General features: G+C 70.5%; 25 protein-coding genes and 1 tRNA gene. 15 read left to right on the forward strand and 11 right to left on the reverse strand.

Annotated features, from left to right (window positions below; all coding sequences use genetic code 11):
- Nucleotides 1-63: 63 nt before the first annotated feature.
- The 6 genes from ACIBTX_RS03410 to ACIBTX_RS03435 all read left to right on the forward strand — a co-directional run bounded on the left by ACIBTX_RS03410 (nt 64) and on the right by ACIBTX_RS03435 (nt 5221).
- A complete protein-coding gene (locus ACIBTX_RS03410) occupies nt 64-402 on the forward strand; it encodes a PadR family transcriptional regulator (protein ID WP_357133795.1) in 339 nt (112 codons plus the stop codon).
- Nucleotides 399-1244 carry an ATP-binding cassette domain-containing protein gene (locus tag ACIBTX_RS03415; RefSeq protein WP_357171622.1) on the forward strand — a complete coding sequence of 282 codons (846 nt, stop codon included), beginning with the start codon at nt 399-401 and terminating at the stop codon, nt 1242-1244. The genes ACIBTX_RS03410 and ACIBTX_RS03415 overlap by 4 nt, the downstream gene beginning before the upstream one ends.
- Nucleotides 1241-1933 (forward strand): ABC transporter permease, encoded by a 693-nt coding sequence (locus ACIBTX_RS03420; RefSeq protein WP_357133799.1) that lies wholly within the window; start codon nt 1241-1243, stop codon nt 1931-1933. The genes ACIBTX_RS03415 and ACIBTX_RS03420 overlap by 4 nt, the downstream gene beginning before the upstream one ends.
- A 54-nt stretch (nt 1934-1987) precedes the next feature.
- The gene (eis, locus tag ACIBTX_RS03425) at nt 1988-3178 is read left to right on the forward strand and encodes a GNAT family N-acetyltransferase (RefSeq protein WP_357171624.1); all 1191 of its coding nucleotides are present in this window, start codon (nt 1988-1990) and stop codon (nt 3176-3178) included.
- A gap of 42 nt (nt 3179-3220) precedes the next feature.
- Nucleotides 3221-3970, forward strand: coding sequence for a ZIP family zinc transporter (locus ACIBTX_RS03430; RefSeq protein ID WP_357171625.1), 750 nt, complete (start codon nt 3221-3223; stop codon nt 3968-3970).
- A gap of 87 nt (nt 3971-4057) precedes the next feature.
- Nucleotides 4058-5221: a hypothetical protein gene (locus tag ACIBTX_RS03435; RefSeq protein WP_396832001.1), complete on the forward strand. Its 1164-nt coding sequence runs from the start codon at nt 4058-4060 to the stop codon at nt 5219-5221.
- Nucleotides 5222-5304: 83 nt separating this feature from the next.
- Here ACIBTX_RS03435 and ACIBTX_RS03440 read toward each other — a convergent pair whose 3' ends face one another.
- On the reverse strand, nt 5305-5502 hold the full coding sequence (locus ACIBTX_RS03440) for a hypothetical protein (protein WP_396832002.1): 198 nt from the start codon (nt 5500-5502) through the stop codon (nt 5305-5307).
- A gap of 11 nt (nt 5503-5513) precedes the next feature.
- Entirely contained in the window at nt 5514-6386 is an 873-nt protein-coding gene (locus ACIBTX_RS03445; protein ID WP_396832003.1) for an NAD-dependent epimerase/dehydratase family protein, read from the reverse strand.
- Nucleotides 6387-6607: 221 nt separating this feature from the next.
- On the opposite strand from ACIBTX_RS03445, the gene ACIBTX_RS03450 reads away from it, so the two are divergent.
- Together ACIBTX_RS03450 and ACIBTX_RS03455 are read left to right on the forward strand one after the other, a co-directional pair.
- Nucleotides 6608-6679 (forward strand) — tRNA-Lys (locus ACIBTX_RS03450).
- Between the two features lie 279 nt (nt 6680-6958).
- Nucleotides 6959-7426: a hypothetical protein gene (locus ACIBTX_RS03455; protein ID WP_357131942.1), complete on the forward strand. Its 468-nt coding sequence runs from the start codon at nt 6959-6961 to the stop codon at nt 7424-7426.
- A gap of 187 nt (nt 7427-7613) precedes the next feature.
- Here ACIBTX_RS03455 and ACIBTX_RS03460 read toward each other — a convergent pair whose 3' ends face one another.
- Nucleotides 7614-8120, reverse strand: a complete 507-nt coding sequence (locus ACIBTX_RS03460) for a DUF4760 domain-containing protein (RefSeq protein WP_357171632.1) — start codon at nt 8118-8120, stop codon at nt 7614-7616.
- Nucleotides 8121-8330: 210 nt separating this feature from the next.
- Here ACIBTX_RS03460 and ACIBTX_RS03465 point away from each other — a divergent pair, with 210 nt between their 5' ends.
- Nucleotides 8331-8495: a hypothetical protein gene (locus ACIBTX_RS03465; protein WP_357171633.1), complete on the forward strand. Its 165-nt coding sequence runs from the start codon at nt 8331-8333 to the stop codon at nt 8493-8495.
- 39 nt (nt 8496-8534) lie between these two features.
- Here the strand turns inward: ACIBTX_RS03465 and ACIBTX_RS03470 are convergent, their stop codons facing one another.
- From ACIBTX_RS03470 to ACIBTX_RS03495, 6 genes are read right to left on the reverse strand one after another with little or no spacing between them, the layout of a single operon-like run.
- A complete protein-coding gene (locus tag ACIBTX_RS03470) occupies nt 8535-9104 on the reverse strand; it encodes a hypothetical protein (RefSeq protein WP_363660397.1) in 570 nt (189 codons plus the stop codon).
- Nucleotides 9104-10426 (reverse strand): hypothetical protein, encoded by a 1323-nt coding sequence (locus ACIBTX_RS03475; protein ID WP_357131954.1) that lies wholly within the window; start codon nt 10424-10426, stop codon nt 9104-9106. Before ACIBTX_RS03475 ends, ACIBTX_RS03470 begins: the two co-directional genes overlap by 1 nt.
- Entirely contained in the window at nt 10423-11220 is a 798-nt protein-coding gene (locus ACIBTX_RS03480; protein ID WP_357131957.1) for an ATP-binding cassette domain-containing protein, read from the reverse strand. The genes ACIBTX_RS03475 and ACIBTX_RS03480 overlap by 4 nt, the downstream gene beginning before the upstream one ends.
- An 11-nt stretch (nt 11221-11231) precedes the next feature.
- A complete protein-coding gene (locus ACIBTX_RS03485; protein ID WP_396832004.1) occupies nt 11232-12038 on the reverse strand; it encodes a zf-HC2 domain-containing protein in 807 nt (268 codons plus the stop codon).
- Nucleotides 12035-12586 carry a sigma-70 family RNA polymerase sigma factor gene (locus tag ACIBTX_RS03490; protein WP_363660398.1) on the reverse strand — a complete coding sequence of 184 codons (552 nt, stop codon included), beginning with the start codon at nt 12584-12586 and terminating at the stop codon, nt 12035-12037. Before ACIBTX_RS03490 ends, ACIBTX_RS03485 begins: the two co-directional genes overlap by 4 nt.
- 55 nt (nt 12587-12641) lie before the next feature.
- Complete coding sequence (locus tag ACIBTX_RS03495) at nt 12642-13466, reverse strand: helix-turn-helix transcriptional regulator (RefSeq protein ID WP_357131966.1); 825 nt, start codon at nt 13464-13466, stop codon at nt 12642-12644.
- A 240-nt stretch (nt 13467-13706) separates the two neighbouring features.
- Between ACIBTX_RS03495 and ACIBTX_RS03500 the strand changes: the two genes are divergently transcribed.
- From ACIBTX_RS03500 to ACIBTX_RS03520, 5 genes are all read left to right on the forward strand, one after another.
- Nucleotides 13707-14444 carry an SDR family oxidoreductase gene (locus ACIBTX_RS03500; protein ID WP_396832005.1) on the forward strand — a complete coding sequence of 246 codons (738 nt, stop codon included), beginning with the start codon at nt 13707-13709 and terminating at the stop codon, nt 14442-14444.
- 24 nt (nt 14445-14468) lie between these two features.
- Nucleotides 14469-14771 carry a hypothetical protein gene (locus ACIBTX_RS03505; protein ID WP_357131972.1) on the forward strand — a complete coding sequence of 101 codons (303 nt, stop codon included), beginning with the start codon at nt 14469-14471 and terminating at the stop codon, nt 14769-14771.
- A gap of 176 nt (nt 14772-14947) precedes the next feature.
- The gene (locus tag ACIBTX_RS03510) at nt 14948-15718 is read left to right on the forward strand and encodes an IclR family transcriptional regulator (protein WP_396832006.1); all 771 of its coding nucleotides are present in this window, start codon (nt 14948-14950) and stop codon (nt 15716-15718) included.
- Between the two features lie 441 nt (nt 15719-16159).
- Nucleotides 16160-17590, forward strand: a complete 1431-nt coding sequence (locus ACIBTX_RS03515) for an extracellular solute-binding protein (protein ID WP_357171639.1) — start codon at nt 16160-16162, stop codon at nt 17588-17590.
- A 101-nt stretch (nt 17591-17691) separates the two neighbouring features.
- Entirely contained in the window at nt 17692-19608 is a 1917-nt protein-coding gene (locus tag ACIBTX_RS03520) for an ABC transporter permease subunit (RefSeq protein WP_396832007.1), read from the forward strand.
- A 10-nt stretch (nt 19609-19618) separates the two neighbouring features.
- Here the strand turns inward: ACIBTX_RS03520 and ACIBTX_RS03525 are convergent, their stop codons facing one another.
- Both ACIBTX_RS03525 and ACIBTX_RS03530 read right to left on the reverse strand, forming a co-directional pair.
- Nucleotides 19619-20518: a CDP-diacylglycerol diphosphatase gene (locus ACIBTX_RS03525; RefSeq protein ID WP_396832008.1), complete on the reverse strand. Its 900-nt coding sequence runs from the start codon at nt 20516-20518 to the stop codon at nt 19619-19621.
- 191 nt (nt 20519-20709) lie between these two features.
- On the reverse strand, nt 20710-21507 hold the full coding sequence (locus ACIBTX_RS03530) for an SAM-dependent methyltransferase (protein WP_357131987.1): 798 nt from the start codon (nt 21505-21507) through the stop codon (nt 20710-20712).
- Nucleotides 21508-21650: 143 nt separating this feature from the next.
- On the opposite strand from ACIBTX_RS03530, the gene ACIBTX_RS03535 reads away from it, so the two are divergent.
- Nucleotides 21651-22145 (forward strand): hypothetical protein, encoded by a 495-nt coding sequence (locus ACIBTX_RS03535; RefSeq protein ID WP_357392551.1) that lies wholly within the window; start codon nt 21651-21653, stop codon nt 22143-22145.
- Nucleotide 22146: the final 1 nt, after the last annotated feature.

Genomic DNA, 22146 nt, shown 5'->3' on the forward strand with positions numbered 1-22146 from the left:
TCGGGTCCGGTCACCTCAACTAGGTGGTTGTGCCATCTAGGTTGCGGCACTAGTGTCCCGGCTGTGGATTCCGACCGGCGCGGGCAGTGGCTGCGGGGGGTGCTCGACATCTGCGTCCTGGCCCTGTTGGCCGAACGCGAGTCCTACGGCTACCAACTCGCCCAGGCGCTCGACGCGGCGGGCGTCGGGCCGATCCAGGGCGGCACGCTCTACCCCGTCCTGCTGCGCCTACAGAAGACCGGTCTGGTAACCGCCCAGTGGCGGGAGGGCACCGCCGGGCCGGCCCGCAAGTACTACCGGCTCACCGACGACGGGCAGGCGGCGCTGCGCGAGGGCGGCAGCGCCTGGCTCACCTTCGTACGGCCGGTGAACGACATCGTCACGAAGGGGGTTGCCGGGTGAACGCCAACGACTGGCTCCGGACATTCGCCGCCGAGCTGCACCAGCGCCGGGTCGCGCCGGACGCCGCCCGGCACGTGGTCGCCGAGGCCGCCACACACCTGCGCGACTCCGGCGGTGATCCCTGGGTCGTCTTCGGTCCACCCCAGCAGTACGCGGGCGCGATCGTGGAGAGCATCGGCACCGCGCCCGGGCCACGCCCCGGACCGGTCCGGCTGCACGCGGCGGGCATCACCAAACGGTACGGCCGGCAGACGGTGCTGCGGGACGTCTCGCTGACCGTCCGGGCCGGACAGATCGCGGCGGTGGTCGGCGCGAACGGCTGCGGCAAGAGCACCTTCCTACGGATCTGCGCCGGGCTGATGTCGCCCGACGCCGGCGAGGTGACCGTCAACGGTCGGCTCGGCTTCTGCCCGCAGTCCGGCGGCACCTCCGACTTCCTGCTCGCCGACGAGCACTTCGTGCTGGTCGGCGCCGGCCAGGGCATCGCCCGTGGACGAGCCCGCCGCGCCGGCCGGGCGGCGGCCCGACAGCTCGGCTGGGAGGCGGGCGGCACCGTGCAGGCCCGGCACCTCTCCGGCGGCACACGACAGAAGCTCAACCTGACCATCTCCACCCTCAGCGAGCCGGACGTCCTGTTGCTCGACGAGCCGTACCAGGGCTTCGACCAGGGCACCTACGTCAACTTCTGGGATCAGCTCAGCCGGTTGCGGGACGGGGGCGCGGCGATCGTCGTGGTGACCCACCTCCTGAACCAACTCGACCGGGTGGACACCGTGCTCGACCTGACCCCGGCACACCAGTCCGGGCGGGTCGCGCCCGGTGTTCGAGGAGGCCGCCCGTGAACAGGCTCGTCACCGTCGCCGAGATGACGCTACGGGAGCTGCTGCGGCGTCGGGGCGTACTCCTGTTGCTGTTGTTGATGCCGTTGACCTTCTACCTGATCCGGCGGGACGCGTACCTCGGTCAGTCGGTCCGGTCGCTGCTGCTCGGCGTCTGCTGGGCGGTGAGCACCGCGGCGCTCTTCGCGACCACCGCGGCGCGGGAGTTGGAGCCGAGGCTTCGACTGGCCGGCTATCGTCCGCACCACCTCTACCTGGGCCGGATGCTCGGCCTGTGGGCGGTGGGGCTCGTCATCTCCGTACCCTTCTTCCTCCTGCCGATGCTCGACGGCGCGGACCTGCGCTACGGCGGCCTGGTCGCGGCGCTGCTGTGCTGCGTCGCGGTGGCCGCGCCGTTCGGGGTGCTGATCGGCACGCTGCTGCCCCGCGAGATGGAGGGCACGCTGCTGCTGCTCACGGTGGTGACCGTGCAGATGCTCATCGACCCGGCCGAGTCGGGGGCGAGGTTGACGCCGTTCTGGTCGAGCCGGGAGATCGCGACCTGGGCGGTGGACCACACCGACGACGGTTACCTGACCCGGGGTGTGCTGCACGGCCTCATCGTCACCGCCCTGCTGGTCGTGGGCGTGGCCACCGTGGCCAGTGTGCGGCTGCGCCGCCGCCGGCACCTGCGCCACCTACCCGTCGGCTGAGCGGATCTGGTCAATCCGGTTGCTGTCGCAGGCCGTGCGGGTTGAGATGAGCGGATGACCATCCGCCGGGTGACCGCCGACGACCGTCTCACCACCAGCTTCCCGCTGGCCGCGTACGCGTTCGACTCGTCACCGCTGGGCGCCGCGCGGGTCGAGCAGTTCCGTGACTACCTGCCCTACAACGAGGGCAACACGACGCTCACCGTCGAGGAGGACGGCGTCACGCTGGCCGCCGCCTCGGCCATCCCGATGCGGCAGAACCTGCGCGGGGTGGTGCTGCCGATGGCCGGCGTCGCCAGTGTGGCCACCCATCCGCTGGCCCGCCGGCAGGGGCACGTACGGACGCTGCTGCACCAACTGCTCGACGAGATGCGCGACGAGGGGCACGCGCTCAGCGCGCTCTACCCGTTCCGACCCAGCTTCTACGCCCGGTTCGGCTATGTGGGGCTCCCCAAGCCGCGCACGGTCACCTTCACCCCGGCCGACCTCGGGCCGCTGCTGCGCGCCGAACTCCCCGGCGAGGTGGGCTGGGAGCGGATCGGGGCGGGCTACCCGGCGTGGCGCGCGTTCACCGAGCGCTGCCTGCGGGACCGGCACGGCTTCTCGCTCTTTCCGGACTACCGGGCGGTCGGGCTGCGGGACCGCGACGAGCACTGGCTGCTCACCGCCCGGGTGGACGGCGAGGTCACCGGCGCGGTCACCTACCGGATCGACGAGCACGGCGGCACGCTGCACGGCAACGAACTGCTCGCCACCGACCCGCTCGCCCGGATGCTGCTGCTGCAGTTCCTCGCCCGGCACGTCGACCAGGTCGGACGGGTCAGCGTCCAGGTGCCGCCGGACGAGCTGCCCGAGCTGTGGCTCACCGACCTGGACGTGCACGTCGAGGCGCGGGCGGGCCGCCCCGGGGCGTCCGCGCCGATGGCCCGGCTCCTGTCGCTGGACGCGCTGCGCGGGCTGCCCGCCGGGCCGGGTCGGGTCCGCGTCGAGCTGACCGACGACCGGTGGCTGGCCGGCACCCACCTGCTGGACGGCACGACCGGCAACCTGGAGATCGTTGCCGGCGACCGCGGCCCGGCGCCGACCGCGACGCTCACCGCGGCCGGGCTCTCCGCTCTGGCGTACGGGGTGCTGGATCCGTCCGAGCTGCCGTTGCGAGGGCTGGGCGAGGTGCCGGTCGACGCCGCCGCCGAGCTGCGTGGCATCTTTCCGCGCGCGGTCCCGTACCTCTTCGCCGACTTCTGAGCACGGTTTGCCGCCCCCACCACCCGGGGTACGGTCCCGGGAATGCCGGAGTGGTTGCAGGCGGGCGGATGGGGACTGCTGGCCGGGTCGGCGCTGCTGATCGGAGCAGCGGTCGGCTGGTTCGCGCGGGTGCCCCAGCGGCTCATCGCGTCGGTCATGGCGTTCGGCGCGGGCGTGCTGCTCTCCGCCGTCTCGTACGAGCTGATCGAGGTCGCGCACGACCAGGGCGGGATGCTGCCCACGGTGATCGGCGCGGCCGGCGGCACCTGCGCGTACACCCTCGCCAACGTGGGCCTCGCCCGGCGCGGCGCGCGACACCGCAAGCGCTCGGGCGGTCAGCAGCCCTCCGAGGACGAGCAACCCGGCTCCGGGTCGGCCATCGCCGTGGGGGCGCTGCTGGACGGCGTACCCGAATCGGTCGTGATCGGCGCGAGCCTGCTGGCCGGCGGCGCGGTCAGCCTGGTCACGGTCGTGGCGGTGTTCCTCAGCAACATCCCGGAGGGGCTGTCCAGCGCGGCCGGCATGCGCCAGGCCGGCCGGACCCGCCGGTACGTGTTCCTGCTCTGGACCGGGATCGCGCTGATCAGCGGACTCGCCGCGCTGGTCGGCAACACGCTGCTGGGTGGCGCGCCACCGGAGGTGCTGGCCGCCATCACGGCGTTGGCGGCCGGGGCGATCCTCGCCATGATCACCGACACGATGGTCCCGGAGGCGTTCGAGAACGCCCACCTGCTGGTCGGTCTCATCACGGTCGCCGGCTTCCTGACCGCGTTCGCCCTCTCCCACGCCTGACCGTGGGTCGAGCCTTAGCCAGGGGTTAAACCTGGCCCGGCGGATTCGGCGGCGCGGCGTCGCGACTCCTAGAGTCACGGGGTGCGCATGACGTCGCTTACCGCCCTGCTCGTCCTCGGTGTCGCCACCGCGACCCTGCCCGCGTGCGCGTCGAACGCGCCGACGCCGAACGCCACGCCGTCCGCCTCGCCGCAGGCCGTGGCGACCGGCGACCAGGACGTCGTGCCAGCGGGACGCGACGGCCTCGGCGGTCCGGGGGCCAGCGCCAGCCCGAAGCCGACCACTTCGGCAGCCAAGGCGCTTGCGGCCGGCAACCCGAACGGCCACGCGAGCGTGCCCACCGAGGCCCGTGCCGTGGACACCTCGAAGCCGACCCGGACCGTCGGCACCGGCACCCCGGCGAGCTGCACCTCCGCGGCCGTGGTGAAGGCGGTCGCCGCCGGTGGCGTCATCACGTTCGACTGTGGACCGGCCCCGGTGACGATCAAGATGGCCGCGACGGCGAAGGTCCGCAACGCCAACGGGCCGAAGGTCGTGCTGGACGGCGGCGGCAAGGTCACGCTGAGCGGCCAGGGACAGCGCCGCATCCTCTACCTGAACACCTGCGACGAGGCCCAGGGCTGGACCACCTCGCACTGCCAGAACCAGGACCACCCGCAGCTCACCGTGCAGAACCTGACCTTCGCCGACGGCAACTCCACGGGCGACCGGGCCGAGGGTGGCGGCGGGGGCGCGATCTTCGTCCGCGGCGGGCGGCTCAAGATCGTCAACTCACGCTTCGTTCGGAACCGCTGCGACCGTACCGGCCCGGACCTGGGCGGCGCGGCCGTGCGGGTGCTGAGCCAGTACGAGAACAAGCCGGTGTACGTCGTGAGCAGCACCTTCGACGGCGGCTCCTGCTCGAACGGAGGGGCGCTGAGCAGCATTGGCGTGTCGTGGACGGTGCTGAACAGCCTGCTGCGGAACAACGAGGCCATCGGCAACGGCGCCAACCCGGCCAAGTCGGGGACGCCCGGCGGTGGCAGCGGCGGCGCGATCTACTGCGACGGCAACGAGTTCGCCGTCCGCATCGCCGGCACGATCATCGAGAACAACAGGGCCAACGAGGGCGGCGGCGCGATCTTCTTCGTCAGCAACAACCGCACCGGCACCATGAAGATCGAGAACTCGACCCTGCGCCGCAACCCCAGCGGCAAGTTCGAGACCCCCGGCCACCCCGGCATCTTCTTCCTGGGCGCCGCGCTCACCTGACCCCCCTTCTGGTCTTCTGGCCCGGTGATCAAGAGGTTTGCGTCAGATTTCGTCCGTCTGGTGACGCGAACCTCTTGATCACCTCAGTAGGGGTTTCCCTGGCCTGGGGGACGGCCCGCCAGGAGGCCGGTGGGGCGGCCGGGCTGCCGGGATGCGGCGGACAGGGGCGGGCTGGGGGTGTGTTCGCCACCGGCCATGCCGGCGAACAGCTCCTTCAGCGCGGTCAACGCGTCGATCTTCGGAGTCCAGCCCAACTCGGTCTCCGCCCGCTCGCTGGACATCAGCGGCGCGTTCAGCCCCAGCTCCCCCAGCCCGCGTCGACCGGTTGCAGCCGCGCCCGCCACGTCAGCGCCGCCGCCACCCGCAGCACCGGTGCCGCGACCGGCACCGTCCAACCATGGAAGTGCCGAGCCACCAGCTCCGGCGTCAGCACCGGGTCTGCGGCGACATTGAAAGCGCCGCGGGCATCACCCAGAACCGCCCTGGCGTACGCGTCAGCCACATCGTCGGCATGCACCGCCTGCATCCGCAGCCGCCGGTTCGTGGGTACGAGAGGAATCCGACCGAAGCGCAGCAGTCGTACCGGCGCGAACGGGCCGAGAAAGTACCGGGTGATCTCCACGCCGGCGTCCCTCTGGAAGATCAGACCGGGTCGCAGCCGCACCACCCGCAGGGCCGGGTGCTCCCGCTCCAACCCGTTCAGCAGCGCCTCGACCTCGGCCTTGTGCTCGCTGTACGACGAGCCGGACACTCCGGTGGCCGGCCACCGCTCGCTGATCGGGTGGTCCTTCGGGCCGGGCGCGTACGTGCCGACCGACGACGCGTACACCAGCGCCGGCACCCCGGCCCGCGCCACCGCCTCGAACACCGCCCGGCTGCCGTCGACGTTTGTCCGCCGCAGGATCCGTTGATCGTGACTGGGCTGGATCTGCCAGGCCAGATGGACCACCGCGTCCGCGCCCGCGAAGATCTCGGCCAACTGAGCCGGGGCCGCCGGCGCACCGATGTCGCAGGAGTGCCATTCGACCTGGTCGTACGGCGTACCGGCAGCCGGTCCGGGCAGCCGCCGGGCCACCCCGGCCAGCTCCACACCGCGCTCCCGGCGCAGCCGCCGCAGCACCGCCGTACCGACGTTGCCGCTCGCCCCCACCACCACGATCCGCATGCCCGACCCCGTACCCGCCCAGGACCAGCTCAACCACCGTGTGTCCCGCCGCGGCCTTCTTGATCGACTCGACTTCCCGAAAACCGGGGCGTCCCGGGCGCCCTGATGCCCCGCCTTCCCGGAAGTCGAGTCGATCAAGGGCGAGGTGCTCTGACGAGGCATCGACGGCCGGCCGGAAGCCGAGAGCCGGCATCGCTGACTGTCAGGTAACCTGAGCGCGCGGGCCGCTAGCTCAATGGCAGAGCTGTGGACTTTTAATCCATAGGTTCAGGGTTCGAGTCCCTGGCGGCCCACTCTCGCGCAGGTCAGCGACACTTAGAGGCCGCTGTTGCCGTGCGTCGGGCCGGTACGGCAGATGCCAACCGTGCCGACTTCGATGGCGGTCCTGGCCGCGAGCTGCCGTGTCGCTTCACCCTTGGTCATGCGGTCCGCCCAACCGCTCTTTCAACGGCCCGATGTGCGCCAGGCCGTCGGGCGCCGAACAGCAGCGACCAGGGACGACCCTTGGCGACGACGTTTGTCGAGGTCACGCTTGATCGACAGCCCACGAGGGTCGGTGCCATGATGGGGCCATGCCGAGCGACGTCTGGGTGTCGTTGACCTCGCTGGGCGGGGTGGCACTGGGCGGGGGCTTGTCGTTCTGGGTCCAACGCATGACTCAACGGTCGGCTGAGCGAGCAGAGGAACGACGGCAGGCCATGGCTCTTGGCGAGAGCCGCCGAACGGAGCGGCTGGCCCAGTTGCAGAGTTTCATCGAGGTCACGGCCGAGGCTGAGCGATGCGCATTCACGCGTCCATTCAGCTGGCAGGACGGCGATGAGTGGCAAGTCCAAACGCAAGCGATCATGAACCGTGTATGGGTGGCTGAGCGGATGATCCGCCTGACGTTTCCACTTCCGGTTCATACCGCGGCTCGGGCCTACTTCCTTGACCTCAACCGGGCTGTATGGGAAGTGCTACCCGACGGGCAAAGCGTAAGGGACTATTTGGAAGATCATCGGCTAGCCTTCCTCGACGCCGCTCGGACGGCCGTGGACTAAGCGGTTAGGCCACGACGAACCTCGGGCTCCTCATCGGGGACGTACCCGGCTGCCGACGCCTCGGGACAGCCATCCACGGAATCGAGCCGCCGCCGACGACGACTGTCGACAGCAAGGGTGACAGCCACATCCGTGGATGACAGGTCCGGCTGGCCGAAATGATGCTCGCTAAAACTCGAAAGGAAGATCAAGCTGCATCAGCGGCGGCCGACTCACGCGTTGACCGTACTGCCCGCCGGGACTCCCAACGACCTGCCAGCCACACCAGGTTCCCCCAGTAGCTTTCGACCCGGTATCTGTGCCGCAGCTCGGCGATAAGCGGGCTCGCTATCTCGCGGATCTCCAGGATGGACGCTCCCCAGTTGTCGACGATGAAGTTCTCGTCGGCCATATTGGCACGAACGAACATGCCCGCCACATCGAAGCCGTTACAACGGACCATGACTGCCGTCTTCTGCTCCTCGGTCCACTGACTGTAAGGAACTTCGAGGACCGACGGCAGCACCCGGGCGGCGGACCGCATTTCGGGCGAGGTGATCAATTTGACCACTTCCATCGTGCCTTGAACCTCTTGTGAACGGTATGCCGCCTCGACCTGCCGCCCAGCGTGCCGGGCCTGGCGAGCTCCGACCAGCAACGCCAGGGCGACGATCAAAGTGGAGACGACCTGGGAGATGGCGATGACAGTGTTCACGCCGCCGATCATTGCTCATACCCGGCAATAGATCGAGTGCGCTCAACTCGACATGCAGGCCGCTGAGCCGCCACCCGAGCCGCCCCCCGAGCGCCGAACCCCGTCACGCATAACCTGACGGATCAACGAGCCCGGTTTCTCCGGCGATCCGGCGCGGTGTTGACGCTCGATCAGGACGCCGACTGCCCCTGCTGTGACCCGCGTCAGGCGATGGACACCCTGCACACGATCGCCAGGGCGGTCCCTCCGACCGGCAGGCGCGAGATCCAGGCGATCGTGGATCCCCTTGCTGAGCGGTACCGCGCCCGCACCCTGCACGATCCGAGCTGGCCACAAGACGGCCAGTGGTGGTGGCGACGCATCGCCGATCGCTGAGTGACCGCGAGACCACTGCGGCGCGGGTCGGCGCTTCCGTCACTCGCGTCGGGCGGCTCCGTGCAGCGCGTACGCCACCACGCCCGCGACCGCCAGGACGGCCGCGACCACGGCCGCCGGCCGGCTGTCAAGGGGTTGGCCCGGCCAGGTGGCGAGCGCGCCCCACGTGCCCGGTTGGGGGAACATGGCGGCGGCGATCGCCCAGCCCACGGGGAGGAACCAGGCGCGGGCCGCGCCCGCGACCGTCGCGCAGAGCGCGGTCAGGCCCAGCAGGCCGGCGGAGTCGCGGACCAGCAGCGCGGTGGGGCCGAAACGGGCGCCGGTGGGTTGGGTGGCGAGCAGCACGACGAGTACGAGCGCCAGCGCGGCCAGCAGGTGCACGGCTCGCCGCCACGGCCAGCGCAGTGCGGCGGTGCGTTCCAGGTCCTCGTCGGGGGCGGCCAGGGTGGTCGACAGGGTCGCCACCATCAGCGTGACCGTCAGGACGACGAGCAGGAGGATGACGTCGCGCTCGGTGGACAGCGTCAGCCACAGCGCCCAGATCAGGGCGGCGGCGCTGACGGACGCGGCCAGTGCCACGGGTACGCGTCGTGCGCGTAGGTGCAGCATCATCGCGACAGCAGTCCGGTGGGGTCCTGGCAGGCCAGGATGGCGTCGCGTACCGCCGTCACGCGGGAGAGCGCCTCCGGTGCGGGCAGCTTCTGGAGGTCCCGCCACAGGGTGACCGCCTCGGCGTTGAGCTGCGGATCCTCCTCGATCATTTCGGGGATGACGCCGACGTCGGAGACCGGCTCGCGGCCGAGCAGGTGGTATGCGGCGGCTCGTTCGACCGCGCCGTTGCGCTCGCAGTCCGGGCCGCCGTATCCGGTGCCCAGGCCGAACACCATCTCGGGGACCACGGCGTCGGGATGAGCCAGGCCGCCGTGGTCGTCGATCCGAACGTCGATCGTGACGGTGTCGGCGTCGCGGAGGGGCACGTCCCCGATGAGGTAGGCCCGCGTGTCCTCGTGCGCCTGGGTGGGGGCGTCCGGCATCTTGGCGAGGGCGGCCAGGCCCTGGCGGGCGAGCGGGGTCAGCGTGTCCAGCACGTTGGCGTTGACCCGGGTGACGCAGACCTTCGGGGCGTCGTCGGTGCAGACGAGTTCGCGGGCCACGGGATCGATCGGCGCGACGAGGGTTGCCTCGTCACGGGGGACGAGCGCCGCCGCGACACCGAAGCCGAGCAACACCGGCAGCACGGCGGCCACCGACGTACGGGGACCTTGCGCGACCAGCAGGAGTACGCCGGTCAGCGCCAGCCCGCCCAGGAAGATGGCGAGCACGGCGGTGACCCGGGGGTCGATGGTCTGGAACGGGTAGAACGTGCTGCTGCCGTACGCGGGAGACAGGATCGCGCCCATCCAGTCCGGCCGCATGATCGCGGTGAAGAAGACCAGCAGCACACCGGCCACGGCGAGCACGGGCGCGGTCACCAGGGCGGGTAGCAGCCGCCCGATGCCCAGGCCGAGCCAGGCCGCCGCGACCAGGGAGAACGCGCCGACCAGCGTGATGGCGACGACGTCCGGCGGGAAGTACGCGGCGGTGGACGCGATCCGCATGCCGCCCGCGCCGACCACCAGCAGGAAGGCGAGCCCGAGCGCGGCCCCCATCGCGACGAGGACCGGAAGCATCCGGCGGGCGCGGGATCGGGGTGTGGTGGCGAACAGTTCCCCGACCTTGGCCCGGTGTTCGCGGCGGCCCTGCCACGCTCCGGCGGCGAGGGCGATCGGCCAGAGCAGGAGCAGGTACTCCTTGACGGCGAGCGTGAGGGACATCCACCCCTCCGACCAGCGGCCCGGGGCGAGGTAGAGGGCGGCGACGCCGACCGCCACCACGAGGAGCGCGGCGCCGGCTGCGGCGGAGCGCCGGAGTTCGATCCGCAGGACGCTCATCGGCTGGCCGCCTCGTGGCGACGGAGCAGCGCCGAGTAGCCGCGCTCGGCGGGGCTGTCACCCGGATGGCGCTCGTCGCCCTCGGCGGCCAGACCGGCGGGCGTGCCCTGCCACACCAACCGACCCTCGTTGATCAGCACCACCTCGGTACAGGCGGCGACCACGTCCTCGACGAGGTGGGTGGAGACCAGCACGCAGGCGTCCGTACCCAGGTCGCGCAGCAGCTCGCGCAGGTCGAGGCGCTGCTCGGGGTCGAGGCCGACGGTCGGCTCGTCCAGCAGCAGCACCCGCGGATCGTTGACGATGGCCTGGGCGACGCCGGCCCGGCGGAGCATCCCGCCGGAGAGTGTGCGGAGCCGGGCGTCGGCTTTGGCGCTGAGCCCGACGCGGTCGATCGCGCGCTGCGTGGCCGCTGGGATGTCGGACTTCGGCATCTCCTTCAACCAGGCCAGGTACGACACGAACTCGCGCACCGTGAAGCGCGGGTAGTAGCCGAAGTGCTGCGGCAGGTAACCCAGCGAACGCCGGGCCTGGCGCAGGTCGGCGCGGCCGTCCACCGAACTGCCGAGCAGGGTGAGCCGGCCGCCGGACGGCTTGAGCACGGTGGCCAGGGCACGCATCAACGTCGTCTTGCCCGCGCCGTTGCGCCCCAGCAGGCCGTGGACGCCGGTGCCGAGGCTCAGGTCGAGCCCGTCGACGGCCAGGTGTCGGCCGGCCCGCACCTTCAGCGCCTCGGCGTGGATGGCCCAGGGGTGGATGGTGGTGGCCGTCTCGGCCAGGCTCACCGCTCGCATGGTGGTTCCCTTCAGAACGAGGTGAGGCGCCGGAAGCTGTTGGCGCGCAGGAGGGTCAGGGCGGCCAGCACGACCGTGACGACGGCCCACCCACCGATGGCCGCCGGTTCCAGGAGCACCGGCAACTCGGCGGCGGCGAGGCTGGGTGCGATCACGGCGGCGGCCCAGGCGGCCATCAGCCCGACTGCGGCGCGGCGGACGCCGACGAGGGAGCCGAGCAGCAGCGTGGCGGCGGTGAAGGCGAGGCACGGCAGCAGCATCAGCGCGGGGTTCACCCGGCTGGCCCCGTAGGCGGCGAGCACGGCGAGCACCGGGATGACGAGGACGAGCACCCCGGCGGTACGGCGCAGGAGCATCGTCAGACCGGCCGAGGGGGTGCCGACGACGAGTTCCCAGGCCGGGTCGCCGCGTCTGCTCCAGGCCGCGGCGACCCCGGGCAGCGGCGCGAGGGGCGCGAGCAGCAGCACGATCGACGGCAGCTCGGACAGGAAGTACGTGAGCAGGGCCGCGGTGCCGAGCACGCCGGCGGTCATGGCGACCCAGGGCAGCAGTGCCGCCACGAACCAGCGCTGCCGCAGCGGCGTACGGAGGAAGGCCCTTGATCGTGGGGTGGGGCCGGCGGCGATCGCGCGGTCGACGGCTGCCGCGACCTCGGCGACCAGGGCGCGCGACTCGATGGTGGTGCTGCCGGCGAGGCGGGCGCGGCAGTCGGCGCAGCTCTCCAGGTGCACTTCGATCGACCAGACGGTCGCCTCGTCGAGACCGGGATCGCCGTCGGCGTAGCGGTCGATGTCGTTCAGAGTGGGATGCGTGGTCACGACAGGGCCTCCCGCAGGACGATCCGGGCGCGGCGGATCCGGGACTTGACGGTGTTCTCGGGTACGCCCAGCAGCACGGACGTCTCGCGGACGGTGAAGCCGTCCAGGACGGTGGCACGGAGTACCGCGCGTACCTCGGGCGGCAGCACGGCGAGGGCCTGTTCGAGTTCCTGACCGACCCGACCGGCGAGCGCCTCGTCCTCGGCGGCGGGCACGACCGTCTCGACCGGATGCACCTGCGGCACCCGGGCCTGCCGCGAACGACGCCGGAACGCGTCCACCAGGCGGTGCGCGGCGATGGTCCACAGCCAGCCGACCGCGCTGCCGCTGACCTGGTCGCCGGCGAAGCTGCCGGCCGCCCGCCACACCGTCAGGTAGGTCTCCTGGAGGACGTCGGCGACCACGTCCGGGTCCGCGCACCGGCGACGCAGGCGCACCTCCAACCAGGGCGCGGTACGCCGGTACAGCTCGTCGAAGGCCCGCCGGTCACCGCGGGCCACGCGACGGACGAGCTCCTGCTCGTCCGTCGCGTCCAGGCTTCGTCTCACGTGAGGTAAGACGACCGTCCCCGCGCGATCGGGTCCCCCACTCCTGTGACCGTCGTCACTCTGCTCGGCTATCTGATGCCGGCAGTGTGGCCAGCGCCTTGGCGCTGCGGCTGCCCGGTTCGGGCGTGCCGACCAGCAGTTGCTGACCGGGAGCGTCCCGGACGTCGAAGGTCTGGTAGGTCAGCTCGATCCGCCCCACCTCGGGGTGTTGGATGACCTTGAACATGCGGGTCAGGCCCTGCGCTGTCTGGTCCGCCCAGAGGGCGCGAAACTCTGGCGAGTCCCGTCGCAGGTCGCTGACGAGCGCCTCGATCCGGGGGTCGCCCGGGAAGAGACCGGCGTTGAGTCGCAGGGCGTGTACGACGTTCTCGGTCAGGGTCGGCCAGTCGGGAAAGACGGTACGGGCCTGCGGATGCCGGAACAGCACCCGGACCATGTTGGTCGGGCCGGTGAACGGGGACAGCAGGGCCGCCGCCACGCCGTTGGTGGCCAGCACGTCGAACGCGGGACTGAGCACGTACGCGGCGGAGATGGGGAAGGCGTCCAACAGCCGCAGTAGGGCGGGGTGGACGGACGCCCGAGCATTTTCCGGGCCGGGGCGCGGATGGAGCCCGGCGAGCCGGAAGAGGTGACCGCGCGCCTCCTGGTCGAGGCGTAGGGCCCGGCCGATCGCGTCGAGCACCTGTGCGGAGGGATTGCGCTCCCGGCCCTGCTCCAGGCGGGCGTAGTAGTCGGCGCTCACCCCGGCCAGGACCGCGATCTCCTCGCGGCGCAGTCCCGGTACCCGGCGGTCGCTACTCCCGAGCAGCCCGACCCCTTTCGGGTCCACTCGGGCGCGGTTGGCCCGAAGGAATTCCCCAAGCCGGTTTGAATCGGACATGTCGACCAGCCTAGAACCCGGCGACACCGGGCCAGCCGCCGGCTTCGCGGGGCCGGTCGCCGCGCCGTACAGCTTCCGGCCGAGGGCGTACGGGACCGAGCGGACCGAAGTTGGACGAGGACGTATGCGCCGCCGAGGTGTCGCGCACCCAGGAAGCCACACCCTTCCAGGGGTCGTGCACGGGCCGCATCGTTGAGCAGCGGCGCTCGGCCGCAGGTCCGAAGGACGACGGGGGAAGCAATGGCAGACAGCACCGACTCGAAGATCATTCTCATCACCGGGGCCAGCAGCGGCATCGGCGCTGCGACGGCTCGCCGACTGGCCGCCGACGGCCATCACGTCGTGCTGGGCGCCCGGCGGGTGGACCGGCTCGCCGCGCTCGTCGACGAGCTGCGCGCTGCCGGTGGCGCAGCCGACCACCACGAGCTGGACGTGACGAGCCGGGACAGCATGCTCTCCTTCGTCAAGGCCGCTCACGATCGGCACGGCCGCGTCGACGTACTGATCAACAACGCCGGCGTGATGGCTCTCTCCACCCTCGACGCGCTGCGGGTGCACGAGTGGGAGCAGATGGTCGAGGTGAACCTGCTCGGCACCCTCTACGGCATCGCCGCCGCGTTGCCACTGATGCGGGCGCGCGGTACGGGACACATCATCAACATCGGTTCGACAGCGGCGTACCGCGTCGACGCGACGGCGGCCGTCTACTGCGCCACCAAGTACGCGGTCCGGGCCCTCACCGAGGGGCTACGCCAGGAGAGCCGGGACGTCCGGGTGACGCTGGTGAGCCCCGGCTACACCCACTCGGAGCTCACCGAGCACGGCGGCTCCCCCGAGGTGCGCGCCGCCGCCCACGCGGCGGCCCAGGAACTGGGGATGCCGGCCTCGGCGGTCGCCGACGCCATCGCCTACGCGATCGCCCAGCCGGACAGCGTCGACGTCAACGACATCACCATGCGATCCACCGTGCAGGGCTGAGCGCACACCACGAGGAGGGCACCCATGAGCGAAGCGCTCGAGATGACCACGTTCCGGCTCGTAGCCGGCCTCACCGGCGCCGACTTCGTCGACGCCAACGAGGACATCAACGAGTACCTGCGACGGCAGCCCGGCTTCCGGTGGCGTCGGATCATGCAGGCCGACGACGGCACCATCACCGACATCGTCGCGTGGGACTCGGCCGCCGACGGCCGGCGCAGCGCCTCGGGGATCATGACCGAGATGGCCGGCTCCCCGGTGCACGCCACCATCGACCAGGCCACGGTCGACTTCCGGATCGTCCCGGTGCTGCAACACACCAGCTGACATCGACACCTGACGCCACCTTCCGGAAGTGCGCCGCGGCGCGCCCGGAAGGTGGCGCCTGCCGTCCCCGCCTGGTCCGGAGCCTGGCGCGGACGGCTCACGTGGCTATCCTCTTCAGGTGCTGGTCCGTGTGGAGATCGTTGACGCGGGTCCGGCATTTCGAAGGGACTAGCGACATGGCCCGTGTGGTACCGGCAGTTATCCGCGCACTCGACGTCCTCGAACTGTTCCTGGACTGCCCCCAACTGTCGGCCCGCCAGGTGATGGAGCGGCTCGACCTGCCGCGCACGACCGTCCACGAGCTGCTCGTGACGCTCGAGGCTCGCTCGTACCTGATCTCCGTGCCGGGTCAACCGGTGCAGTATCGGCTCGGGATGCCGCTGTTCCAGCTGGGCGCGGCGTTCGCGGGTCGGCTCGATCTGGTACGCGAGGCGCAGGGTGTCGCGCGGGACGTGGCCGCCGCCTGCGACGAGGCGGTTCACGTGGCGGTGCTGGACGGCGCGGATGTCGTCTACCTCGTCAAGTTCGACAGCATCCACCCCGTTCGGATGGTGTCCGGAGTCGGGTTGCGGCTGCCCGCCCACTGCACGGCGGTCGGCAAGGTGCTGCTGTCGGCCCTCGATCCGGAGGACCTGGACGCGGTCCTGTTGAAGGATCCCCTGCCGGGCATGACGTCGGACAGCATCACCGACCCGGACCTCCTGCGGGCGCATCTCGACCAGGTCCGGGCGGAGGGCGTCGCGGTCGACGTCGGCGAGTCGGACAGCGCGATGCGCTGCGTCGCGGCGGCGATCCGGGATCACTCCGGGGCCGTCATCGCCGCGATGAGCCTGTCCGCGCCGATCATCCGGTGGACGCCGCAGGTGCAGGTGGAGTGGGCCGGGTTGGTTCGCGAGGGCGCGGCAGCGCTGTCGACGCGCATGGGCTATCGGGCCCAGTCCCGGTAGCAAAACTCCCGCTTTCGGTTCGAAACAGCATCGAAACATTGACATCGGTGACCGGGCTGCTCTAGCGTCGCACCACTCGATGCGGTATATCGAACCTAGTTCGAAATCTCGAACGGCGGTGGTCTCGTGACACGACCGAACCGGAACGTCAGCGCCCCTGTCTCGACCCTGTCGCCGACCGCCTCGACCACGTCGCGCCATCCGAGGTGCGGCACCCGACAGATCTCGGGTGGCTCGGACGGAGCACGCGTGAGCGGACGTCCCGCGGCGGCCGGCTGGCCCGCTCGCCGTGACGGCGACCGACGAGCGAACTGATCTCGACAGGCGACCCTCCGTGGTCGCCACCACAGAAGCCCAACTGGAAACACGACGATCGCGGCGTTCGCCGGGTACGCCTTCGGCGTGCGGCCGTGCGCGGCGAGATGAAGGAGGCGGGTGTCCATGGAGGACAAATCGGGTTGGTCTCGACGCGGCGTGCTGGGGATGGGGGTGGGAGTGCTCGGCGCGGCGGGTCTGGCCGCGTGTGGGGGCACCTCCGAATCGCCGACCAAGGTGCAGGCCGAGGTTCCGCAGGAGCTGATCGACGCCGCCGCGTCGATGAAGGGCTCCTCGATGGGGATGTTGTCGCAGAAGCTGTACTCGACGGCCGCGAACGACGCCCTCGACAGCTCGATCAAGAAGTTCGCCGACACCACCGGCACCAAGATCGAGAACAGCCTGGTCCAGGCCGACGCGGGTGACGTGGTCGCCAAGATCGATGCCGAGGTCAAGGGCGGGGTGGCACGTGACCTGGCGTTCATGACCGACTCCCGGTTCGTCGCGCAGTTCCAGGCGCTGGGCGACCTGGAAGACGTCACCGACGTCGTCCAGGCGCTGACCGCCAAGTACGGCGAGCCGTGCGCGGAGGCCAAGAACTACTGCGTCTTCGACGGCAAGTGGTTCGCGATCCCGTACCACTTCATCGGGATCGGGTCGTTCCTGCGCAAGGACTGGATGCAGGACAAGGGCATCACGCCCAAGGACATCTACAGCTGGGAGGAGCTGCGGGACGTCTGCCTGGAGATCTCCGATCCCGGCAAGCGCCGGTTCGGCTGGGGCATGACGATCAACCGGTCCGGCGACGCCAACGGCATGATCGAGGCGCTGATCAACGCGTACGGCGGGTCGATCGCCTCCAACGACGGCCGCAAGGTCACGTTCGAGTCGCCGGAGACGGTGCAGGCGGTGACCTTCCTCGGCGACATCTACACGAACTCCAAGTACAAGCCGATGCTGCCGCCGGGAATCGCGAGCTGGACCGACACCAGCAACAACGAGAACTGGCTCGCCGGCATCCTCGGCTACACCCGCAACCAGTTCAGCGTCTACGCGGACTCGCGGACCAAGAAGAACCCGGTGCACGCCAACACCCACGTGTTCTCCGACTGCATCGGACCGGCCACCAACAACCCCCTGCTGCTCGGCCAGTCACAGGGCTTCGTCATCTTCAAGGGCGCCAAGAACCCCGCGCTCGCCAAGCTCCTGGCGCAGTACCTGGTCAGCGCGCCCGCGCTGCTCGGAGTGGCGAAGGAGGCACCCGGTCTGGTGATGCCCGCCTGGGAGAAGGTCTGGGACGCGGACCCGTTCTTCACCAGCGGCGACCCGGCGTTCCCCATGCTGCGCAAGATCACCCAGTTGCAGCTGCCGTTGAACACGAAGAACGGCCTGACCTTCCCGCAGAAGGCCAGCGCCGGCCAGCAGGCCGTCGGCTCGGCCTACGTCCTCACCGACATGATGCAGCAGGTCGTGCAGGGCACCGCGCCCGCGCAGGCCGTCAAGGCGGCCCACACGAAGATGGTGCAGATCTTCAACCAGCAGGGGCTGCCGCAGTGAGGACGCTCCGTCCCGCGCGGGTCCCGGCGGCGAGGGCTTCCTCGCCGCCGGGATCCGGCTCCCTCACGCCGACCCAGCGCCGGCTGGGTCGTGACTGGCGAATGGCGGCGCTGTTCCTGACGCCGATGGCCGTGCTGGTCGGCGGCCTTGTGCTCGTACCGATCGCCCGATCGATCGTCACCAGCACCACCGAACGGCACGGGCAGGAGTCCGTGTTCGTCGGCCTGGACAACTATCTGCACCTCGTCGGCGACGACCAGTTCCACACGGGCGTGGTGAACTCGTTCGTCTTCACCGCGTACGCCGAGATCTTCAAGGTCGTGCTCGGGCTGGCCGCGGCCCTGCTGCTGCACCACCGACGCCGCGGGCGGGCGGTGCTGGCGGGGTTGCTCCTGGTGCCGTGGGTGGTGCCGACCGTGGTGACCGCGTTCAGCTGGCGCGCGCTGCTCGACCCGATCTTCGGCAGCGTCAACAACCTGCTCACCGCCACCGGAATCGGGCCGCTGCTGGTCGACCTGCACCTGGTGGACAGCTGGCCGGCGGGCTGGCTGTCCGACCCGTCGCTGGCGATGCCGTCGGTCATCATGGTGAACGTCTGGAAGGGGGTGCCCTTCTTCACCGTGTGCTTCCTCGCCGGCCTGAAGGCCATCCCGGCCGACCTGTACGAGGCGGCGACCATCGACGGCGCGTCGGCGTGGCAGCGGTTCGCCAACGTGACGCTGCCCGGCCTGCGCCACGTGATCACCGTGACGGTGACCCTGTCGTCGATCTGGACGTTCAACAACTTCGACCTGGTCTGGCTGCTCACCCAGGGTGGTCCGGGTGACGTGACCGCGCCGTACGTGCTCGTCGCGTACTCGAAGGCGATCCTGCAGTTGCAGTACGGCGCGGGCGCGGCGGTCACGCTCGTCATGCTGCCGGTCATCGGCGGGCTGGTGTTCTTCCTGGTCCGGCTGTTGCGACAGGATTCGGGGGCGAAACTGCCCCGGGCACGACGCGCGACGCTGCGGGTCGGTACGCGGGCGCGCAAGGCCCTGCCGTGGGTGATCACCGCGGTGGTCACCGGCCTGCTGATCTGGGCGTCGCCGCAGATCTTCTGGAAGGCGGCGGTGATCCTCGGGGTGATCCTGCTGATCGCGGCGGCGGTGGGCCGGGTGGTGTCGACCCTCCAGTCGCGCGGCGGTCGCCGGGCATCCTCGGCGGTGTCGGGCTTCGGCTCCTGGGTCGCGCTCGCCGGGCTGCTCTTCTTCGTGCTCGGTCCGCTGTACTGGATCGGCGTCACGGCCTTCAAGTCCGAGGGCCAGGTCGTCATGCGTACGGACGACCTGTGGCCGACGCCGTGGACCACGGAGCAGTTCACCGGGCTCTTCGCCAACCAGCCGTTCGGTCGCTGGTACCTCAACACCCTGCTGGTGTCCGCGGCGTCCACGGCGGTGGCGCTGGTCTGCGCCGCTCTCGCGGGTTACGCGCTGGCCCGGCTGCGGTTCCGTGGCGCGCAGGGGTTCACCGTCACCGTGCTGCTCACCTACGTGATGCCGGGCGCGCTGCTGTTCATCCCGCTCTACCAGATGCTCATCGGCGTGCGACTCACTGACTCGTTGTGGTCGCTGGTCGTGACGTACCCGACGTTCACACTTCCGTTCGCCACGTGGCTGCTGGTCGGCTACTTCTCCTCGATCCCCGTGGAGCTGGAGGAGGCCGCGCTCGTCGACGGCTGCACCCGCCTACAGGCGTTCGGCCGGGTGGTGTTGCCGCTGGCCAAGCCCGGACTGCTGGCGGTCGCCCTCTTCACCCTGACCAACGCCTGGAACGAGTTCCTCTTCGCCTTCGTGTTCATCACGAAGGACGAGTACAAGACGTTGCCGGTGGGGATGCAGTCGATGATCGCTGGAGATGTCGTACCGCAGGGACAGCTCGCCGCGGCCTCGCTGCTCGTCAGCATCCCCGTGGTGATCATGTACGCGCTCGGGCAGCGCTTCCTGACCGAAGGGCTCACCGCCGGGGCGGTGAAGGGCTGACCGGCGGAAATCAGGTGTACGCGAGCAGGAAGTCGACGGTGCCCGTACCGCCGGGCTGGCCCTGCGGGGTCTGGAGTGCGGGCTCGCTGTTGATGACGTAGAACCCGCCGTTGCCGACCAGGCGAGGGGTGACCGCCATCGCCTGGTTGGCCATGTTCGCCCCGGTCGGGCGTACGACGAAGTCGCGCAGCAGCGTGAACAGGTTGTCGTTCAGATTCGACACGTGCAGCACACGGTACGAGCGGGGGGCCGGGGCGCCCCCGCTCGTCAGCCCCCAGATCGGGACGATCTGGTTCCGCCAGTTCGCCGGGTTGTTGCTGATCACGTTGTCGTACGAGTTGAGCTGAGTTTGAATTCCACTGTGGATTCCGGCCAGATGGATGTGCAGTTGGTCCTGCTGGCGGGCGTCGGCGGAGTTGATCCCGAGCCCGATGTTCGGGTACACCACGTGCGAGGGCTGCCCGGGCTGCGCGTTGATCCAGGCGTCCAACCAGTAGTTCGGCGCGGCGGCGGTGGCGATGAACGGGCACTCGATGCCCTTCACCCGGCAGGTCGGCACGAGCAGATAGTTGTGGGTGTTCGGCGGCGCGCCGTTGAGCACCACGTAGATGGACGTGGTGCGCAGGCAGTTGGTCGGCGGTGAGGTCCGTGTACCCAGGCAGACCTGGACCCGGTCCCAGAGGTCGAACCGGCCGCCGGTGTCGGTGGGATAGCCGCACAGCGCCGACGGCGTCGGGCAGGCCGTGCCACCCGGGTTCGGCGGTGGCGGGGGTTGGGGTGAGCCGTCACCACCGTCGGCCATTCCGCCGTCCGCCCCGGCCAGGGTGAGAAGCCCGCCCGCGCTGACGGCCCCGGACAACTTGACGAACTGCCGTCGGGCCATCTGATCGATCCGTCTGCTGCCGCTCATCGCCACTCTCCACCCAGGCCGGTCCGAGGACGCTGCCCGACCCGAAGTCCCTGGTCAGGGTTCGGACGGGAAGGTTGGAACGTGCCGAGATTAGGACAAACTTTCACACCTCAGCGGAACGCTGGCGGCGGAGTCCCCTGATCGTGTCCTGACCACTCCCTCCGGGGCCGGCCGCCGAAGGCGAGAGCGGGTCAGCGGCGGACGCCGACCCCGGCATACCCGTGCGATTCCACGACCTCGGACTCCCCGTCCGGCCGCCACCGGGTGGTCTCCACCAGACCGGGCTCCACCAGGTCGTACCCGGCGAAGAAGCGCAGCGTCTCGGCGTGCGTGCGCGGCACCAGCGGCGCGCTGCTGTTGCGGTAAACGGCCTGACCGCGCTCGGCCAACTCTGCCGGGATGCCGTCCAGCGTCAGGTGCGACAACGCCAGGTGGCTGCCGGGCACGGTCGCGTCGCGCAGCCGGGCGACGGCCCCCCACGGGTCGTCCCCGTCCGGAACGAAGTGCAGCACCGCGAGCAGCAGCACGGCCACCGGGCGGTCCAGGTCGAGCGTGCCCCGCACGCCCGGGTCGGCCAGCAGGTCGTCGGGCCGTCGCAGGTCACCCTGCACGACGGCGGTGCCGGGCACGTCCGTCAACAACCGCCTGGCGTACGCGACGGCCACCTCGTCGTAGTCCACGTAGACCACCCGGGCGTCCGGCGTCACCGCACGCACCACCTCGTGCACCGTGCCCTGGGTGGGGAGCCCCGCGCCGATGTCCAGGAACTGGTGTACGCCCTGCCCGACGGCGTACCGGACGGCCCGGCGCAGGAACTGCCTGTTCATCTGGGCGGCCGCCGCGGTGTCCGGGAAGATCTCCAGCACCCGCTGGGCGGCGGCCCGATCGGCGGCGAAGTTGTTGCTGCCACCCAGGAAGTAGTCGTACATCCGGGCGACGTTGGGGCGGGCGGTGACGTCGGTGGTGTCGGGTGTCGGCTGCTCGGTCACGAGGGATCCCTTCGACGCACGGTCGGATCTCGATGTGTAGCAGCTGAGCCGACGACCCGCCGCCCCCTCGTGTCGTTGATCCGGCTGCACCCCTGGTCAGCGCCGACCACGGTGGGGGCACCCACTCACGAGGAGGGACGCCGATGACCAGTCAACGGGAGACCGTACGGGTCGAGAAAGACCTGTTCCGCGCCGTGTACGACTCGCCCGCGTCACTGCCCGGCCGACACCGGTGGACCACGCCGGAGTCGGATGTCCGGCGTCTGGAGAAGCTGCTGGGTATGCCGACGCGCACCATCGGCGCGCCGCTCTGGGTCAGCGGCGACGAGCCGGACTGCCCGAAGTGTGGCCGGCGGATCACCTGGTACGACATCGTCTCCTCGGCGGTCACCGGACTGCACGACAAGGGCATGATCGCCGAGGTCATCCTCGGCGACCACAAGTACGTCAACACCGAGGTCCCGGACGCCATCGCGGGGGTGCACTGCGCCGACTGCCACACCGTCATCGAGGGCCTGCGCAGCTTCAAGTGCCACAACTGGGCGTACGCCTTCGAGGCGCTGGAGGCCGTCCGGGAGCGCATGGCCGGCGGCCCCGGCCCGACCCAGCGCGCGGCCGAGGGAGCCGCGTCGACCTGAG

Source organism: Micromonospora sp. NPDC049359, assembly GCF_044466585.1.
Lineage (GTDB): Bacteria > Actinomycetota > Actinomycetes > Mycobacteriales > Micromonosporaceae > Micromonospora.

Excerpts from the sequence above, each read along its gene's own strand:
- eis (WP_357171624.1), top strand. The coding sequence starts at position 1,988 with ATGACCATCCGCCGGGTGACCGCCGACGACCGTCTCACCACCAGCTTC.
- ACIBTX_RS03430 (WP_357171625.1), top strand. The coding sequence starts at position 3,221 with ATGCCGGAGTGGTTGCAGGCGGGCGGATGGGGACTGCTGGCCGGGTCG.
- ACIBTX_RS03435 (WP_396832001.1), top strand. The coding sequence starts at position 4,058 with ATGACGTCGCTTACCGCCCTGCTCGTCCTCGGTGTCGCCACCGCGACC.
- ACIBTX_RS03440 (WP_396832002.1), bottom strand. The coding sequence starts at position 5,502 with ATGTCCAGCGAGCGGGCGGAGACCGAGTTGGGCTGGACTCCGAAGATC.
- ACIBTX_RS03445 (WP_396832003.1), bottom strand. The coding sequence starts at position 6,386 with ATGCGGATCGTGGTGGTGGGGGCGAGCGGCAACGTCGGTACGGCGGTG.
- ACIBTX_RS03455 (WP_357131942.1), top strand. The coding sequence starts at position 6,959 with ATGCCGAGCGACGTCTGGGTGTCGTTGACCTCGCTGGGCGGGGTGGCA.
- ACIBTX_RS03465 (WP_357171633.1), top strand. The coding sequence starts at position 8,331 with ATGGACACCCTGCACACGATCGCCAGGGCGGTCCCTCCGACCGGCAGG.
- ACIBTX_RS03470 (WP_363660397.1), bottom strand. The coding sequence starts at position 9,104 with ATGCTGCACCTACGCGCACGACGCGTACCCGTGGCACTGGCCGCGTCC.
- ACIBTX_RS03475 (WP_357131954.1), bottom strand. The coding sequence starts at position 10,426 with ATGAGCGTCCTGCGGATCGAACTCCGGCGCTCCGCCGCAGCCGGCGCC.
- ACIBTX_RS03480 (WP_357131957.1), bottom strand. The coding sequence starts at position 11,220 with ATGCGAGCGGTGAGCCTGGCCGAGACGGCCACCACCATCCACCCCTGG.
- ACIBTX_RS03495 (WP_357131966.1), bottom strand. The coding sequence starts at position 13,466 with ATGTCCGATTCAAACCGGCTTGGGGAATTCCTTCGGGCCAACCGCGCC.
- ACIBTX_RS03500 (WP_396832005.1), top strand. The coding sequence starts at position 13,707 with ATGGCAGACAGCACCGACTCGAAGATCATTCTCATCACCGGGGCCAGC.
- ACIBTX_RS03505 (WP_357131972.1), top strand. The coding sequence starts at position 14,469 with ATGAGCGAAGCGCTCGAGATGACCACGTTCCGGCTCGTAGCCGGCCTC.
- ACIBTX_RS03510 (WP_396832006.1), top strand. The coding sequence starts at position 14,948 with ATGGCCCGTGTGGTACCGGCAGTTATCCGCGCACTCGACGTCCTCGAA.
- ACIBTX_RS03515 (WP_357171639.1), top strand. The coding sequence starts at position 16,160 with ATGGAGGACAAATCGGGTTGGTCTCGACGCGGCGTGCTGGGGATGGGG.
- ACIBTX_RS03520 (WP_396832007.1), top strand. The coding sequence starts at position 17,692 with ATGGCGGCGCTGTTCCTGACGCCGATGGCCGTGCTGGTCGGCGGCCTT.
- ACIBTX_RS03525 (WP_396832008.1), bottom strand. The coding sequence starts at position 20,518 with ATGAGCGGCAGCAGACGGATCGATCAGATGGCCCGACGGCAGTTCGTC.
- ACIBTX_RS03535 (WP_357392551.1), top strand. The coding sequence starts at position 21,651 with ATGACCAGTCAACGGGAGACCGTACGGGTCGAGAAAGACCTGTTCCGC.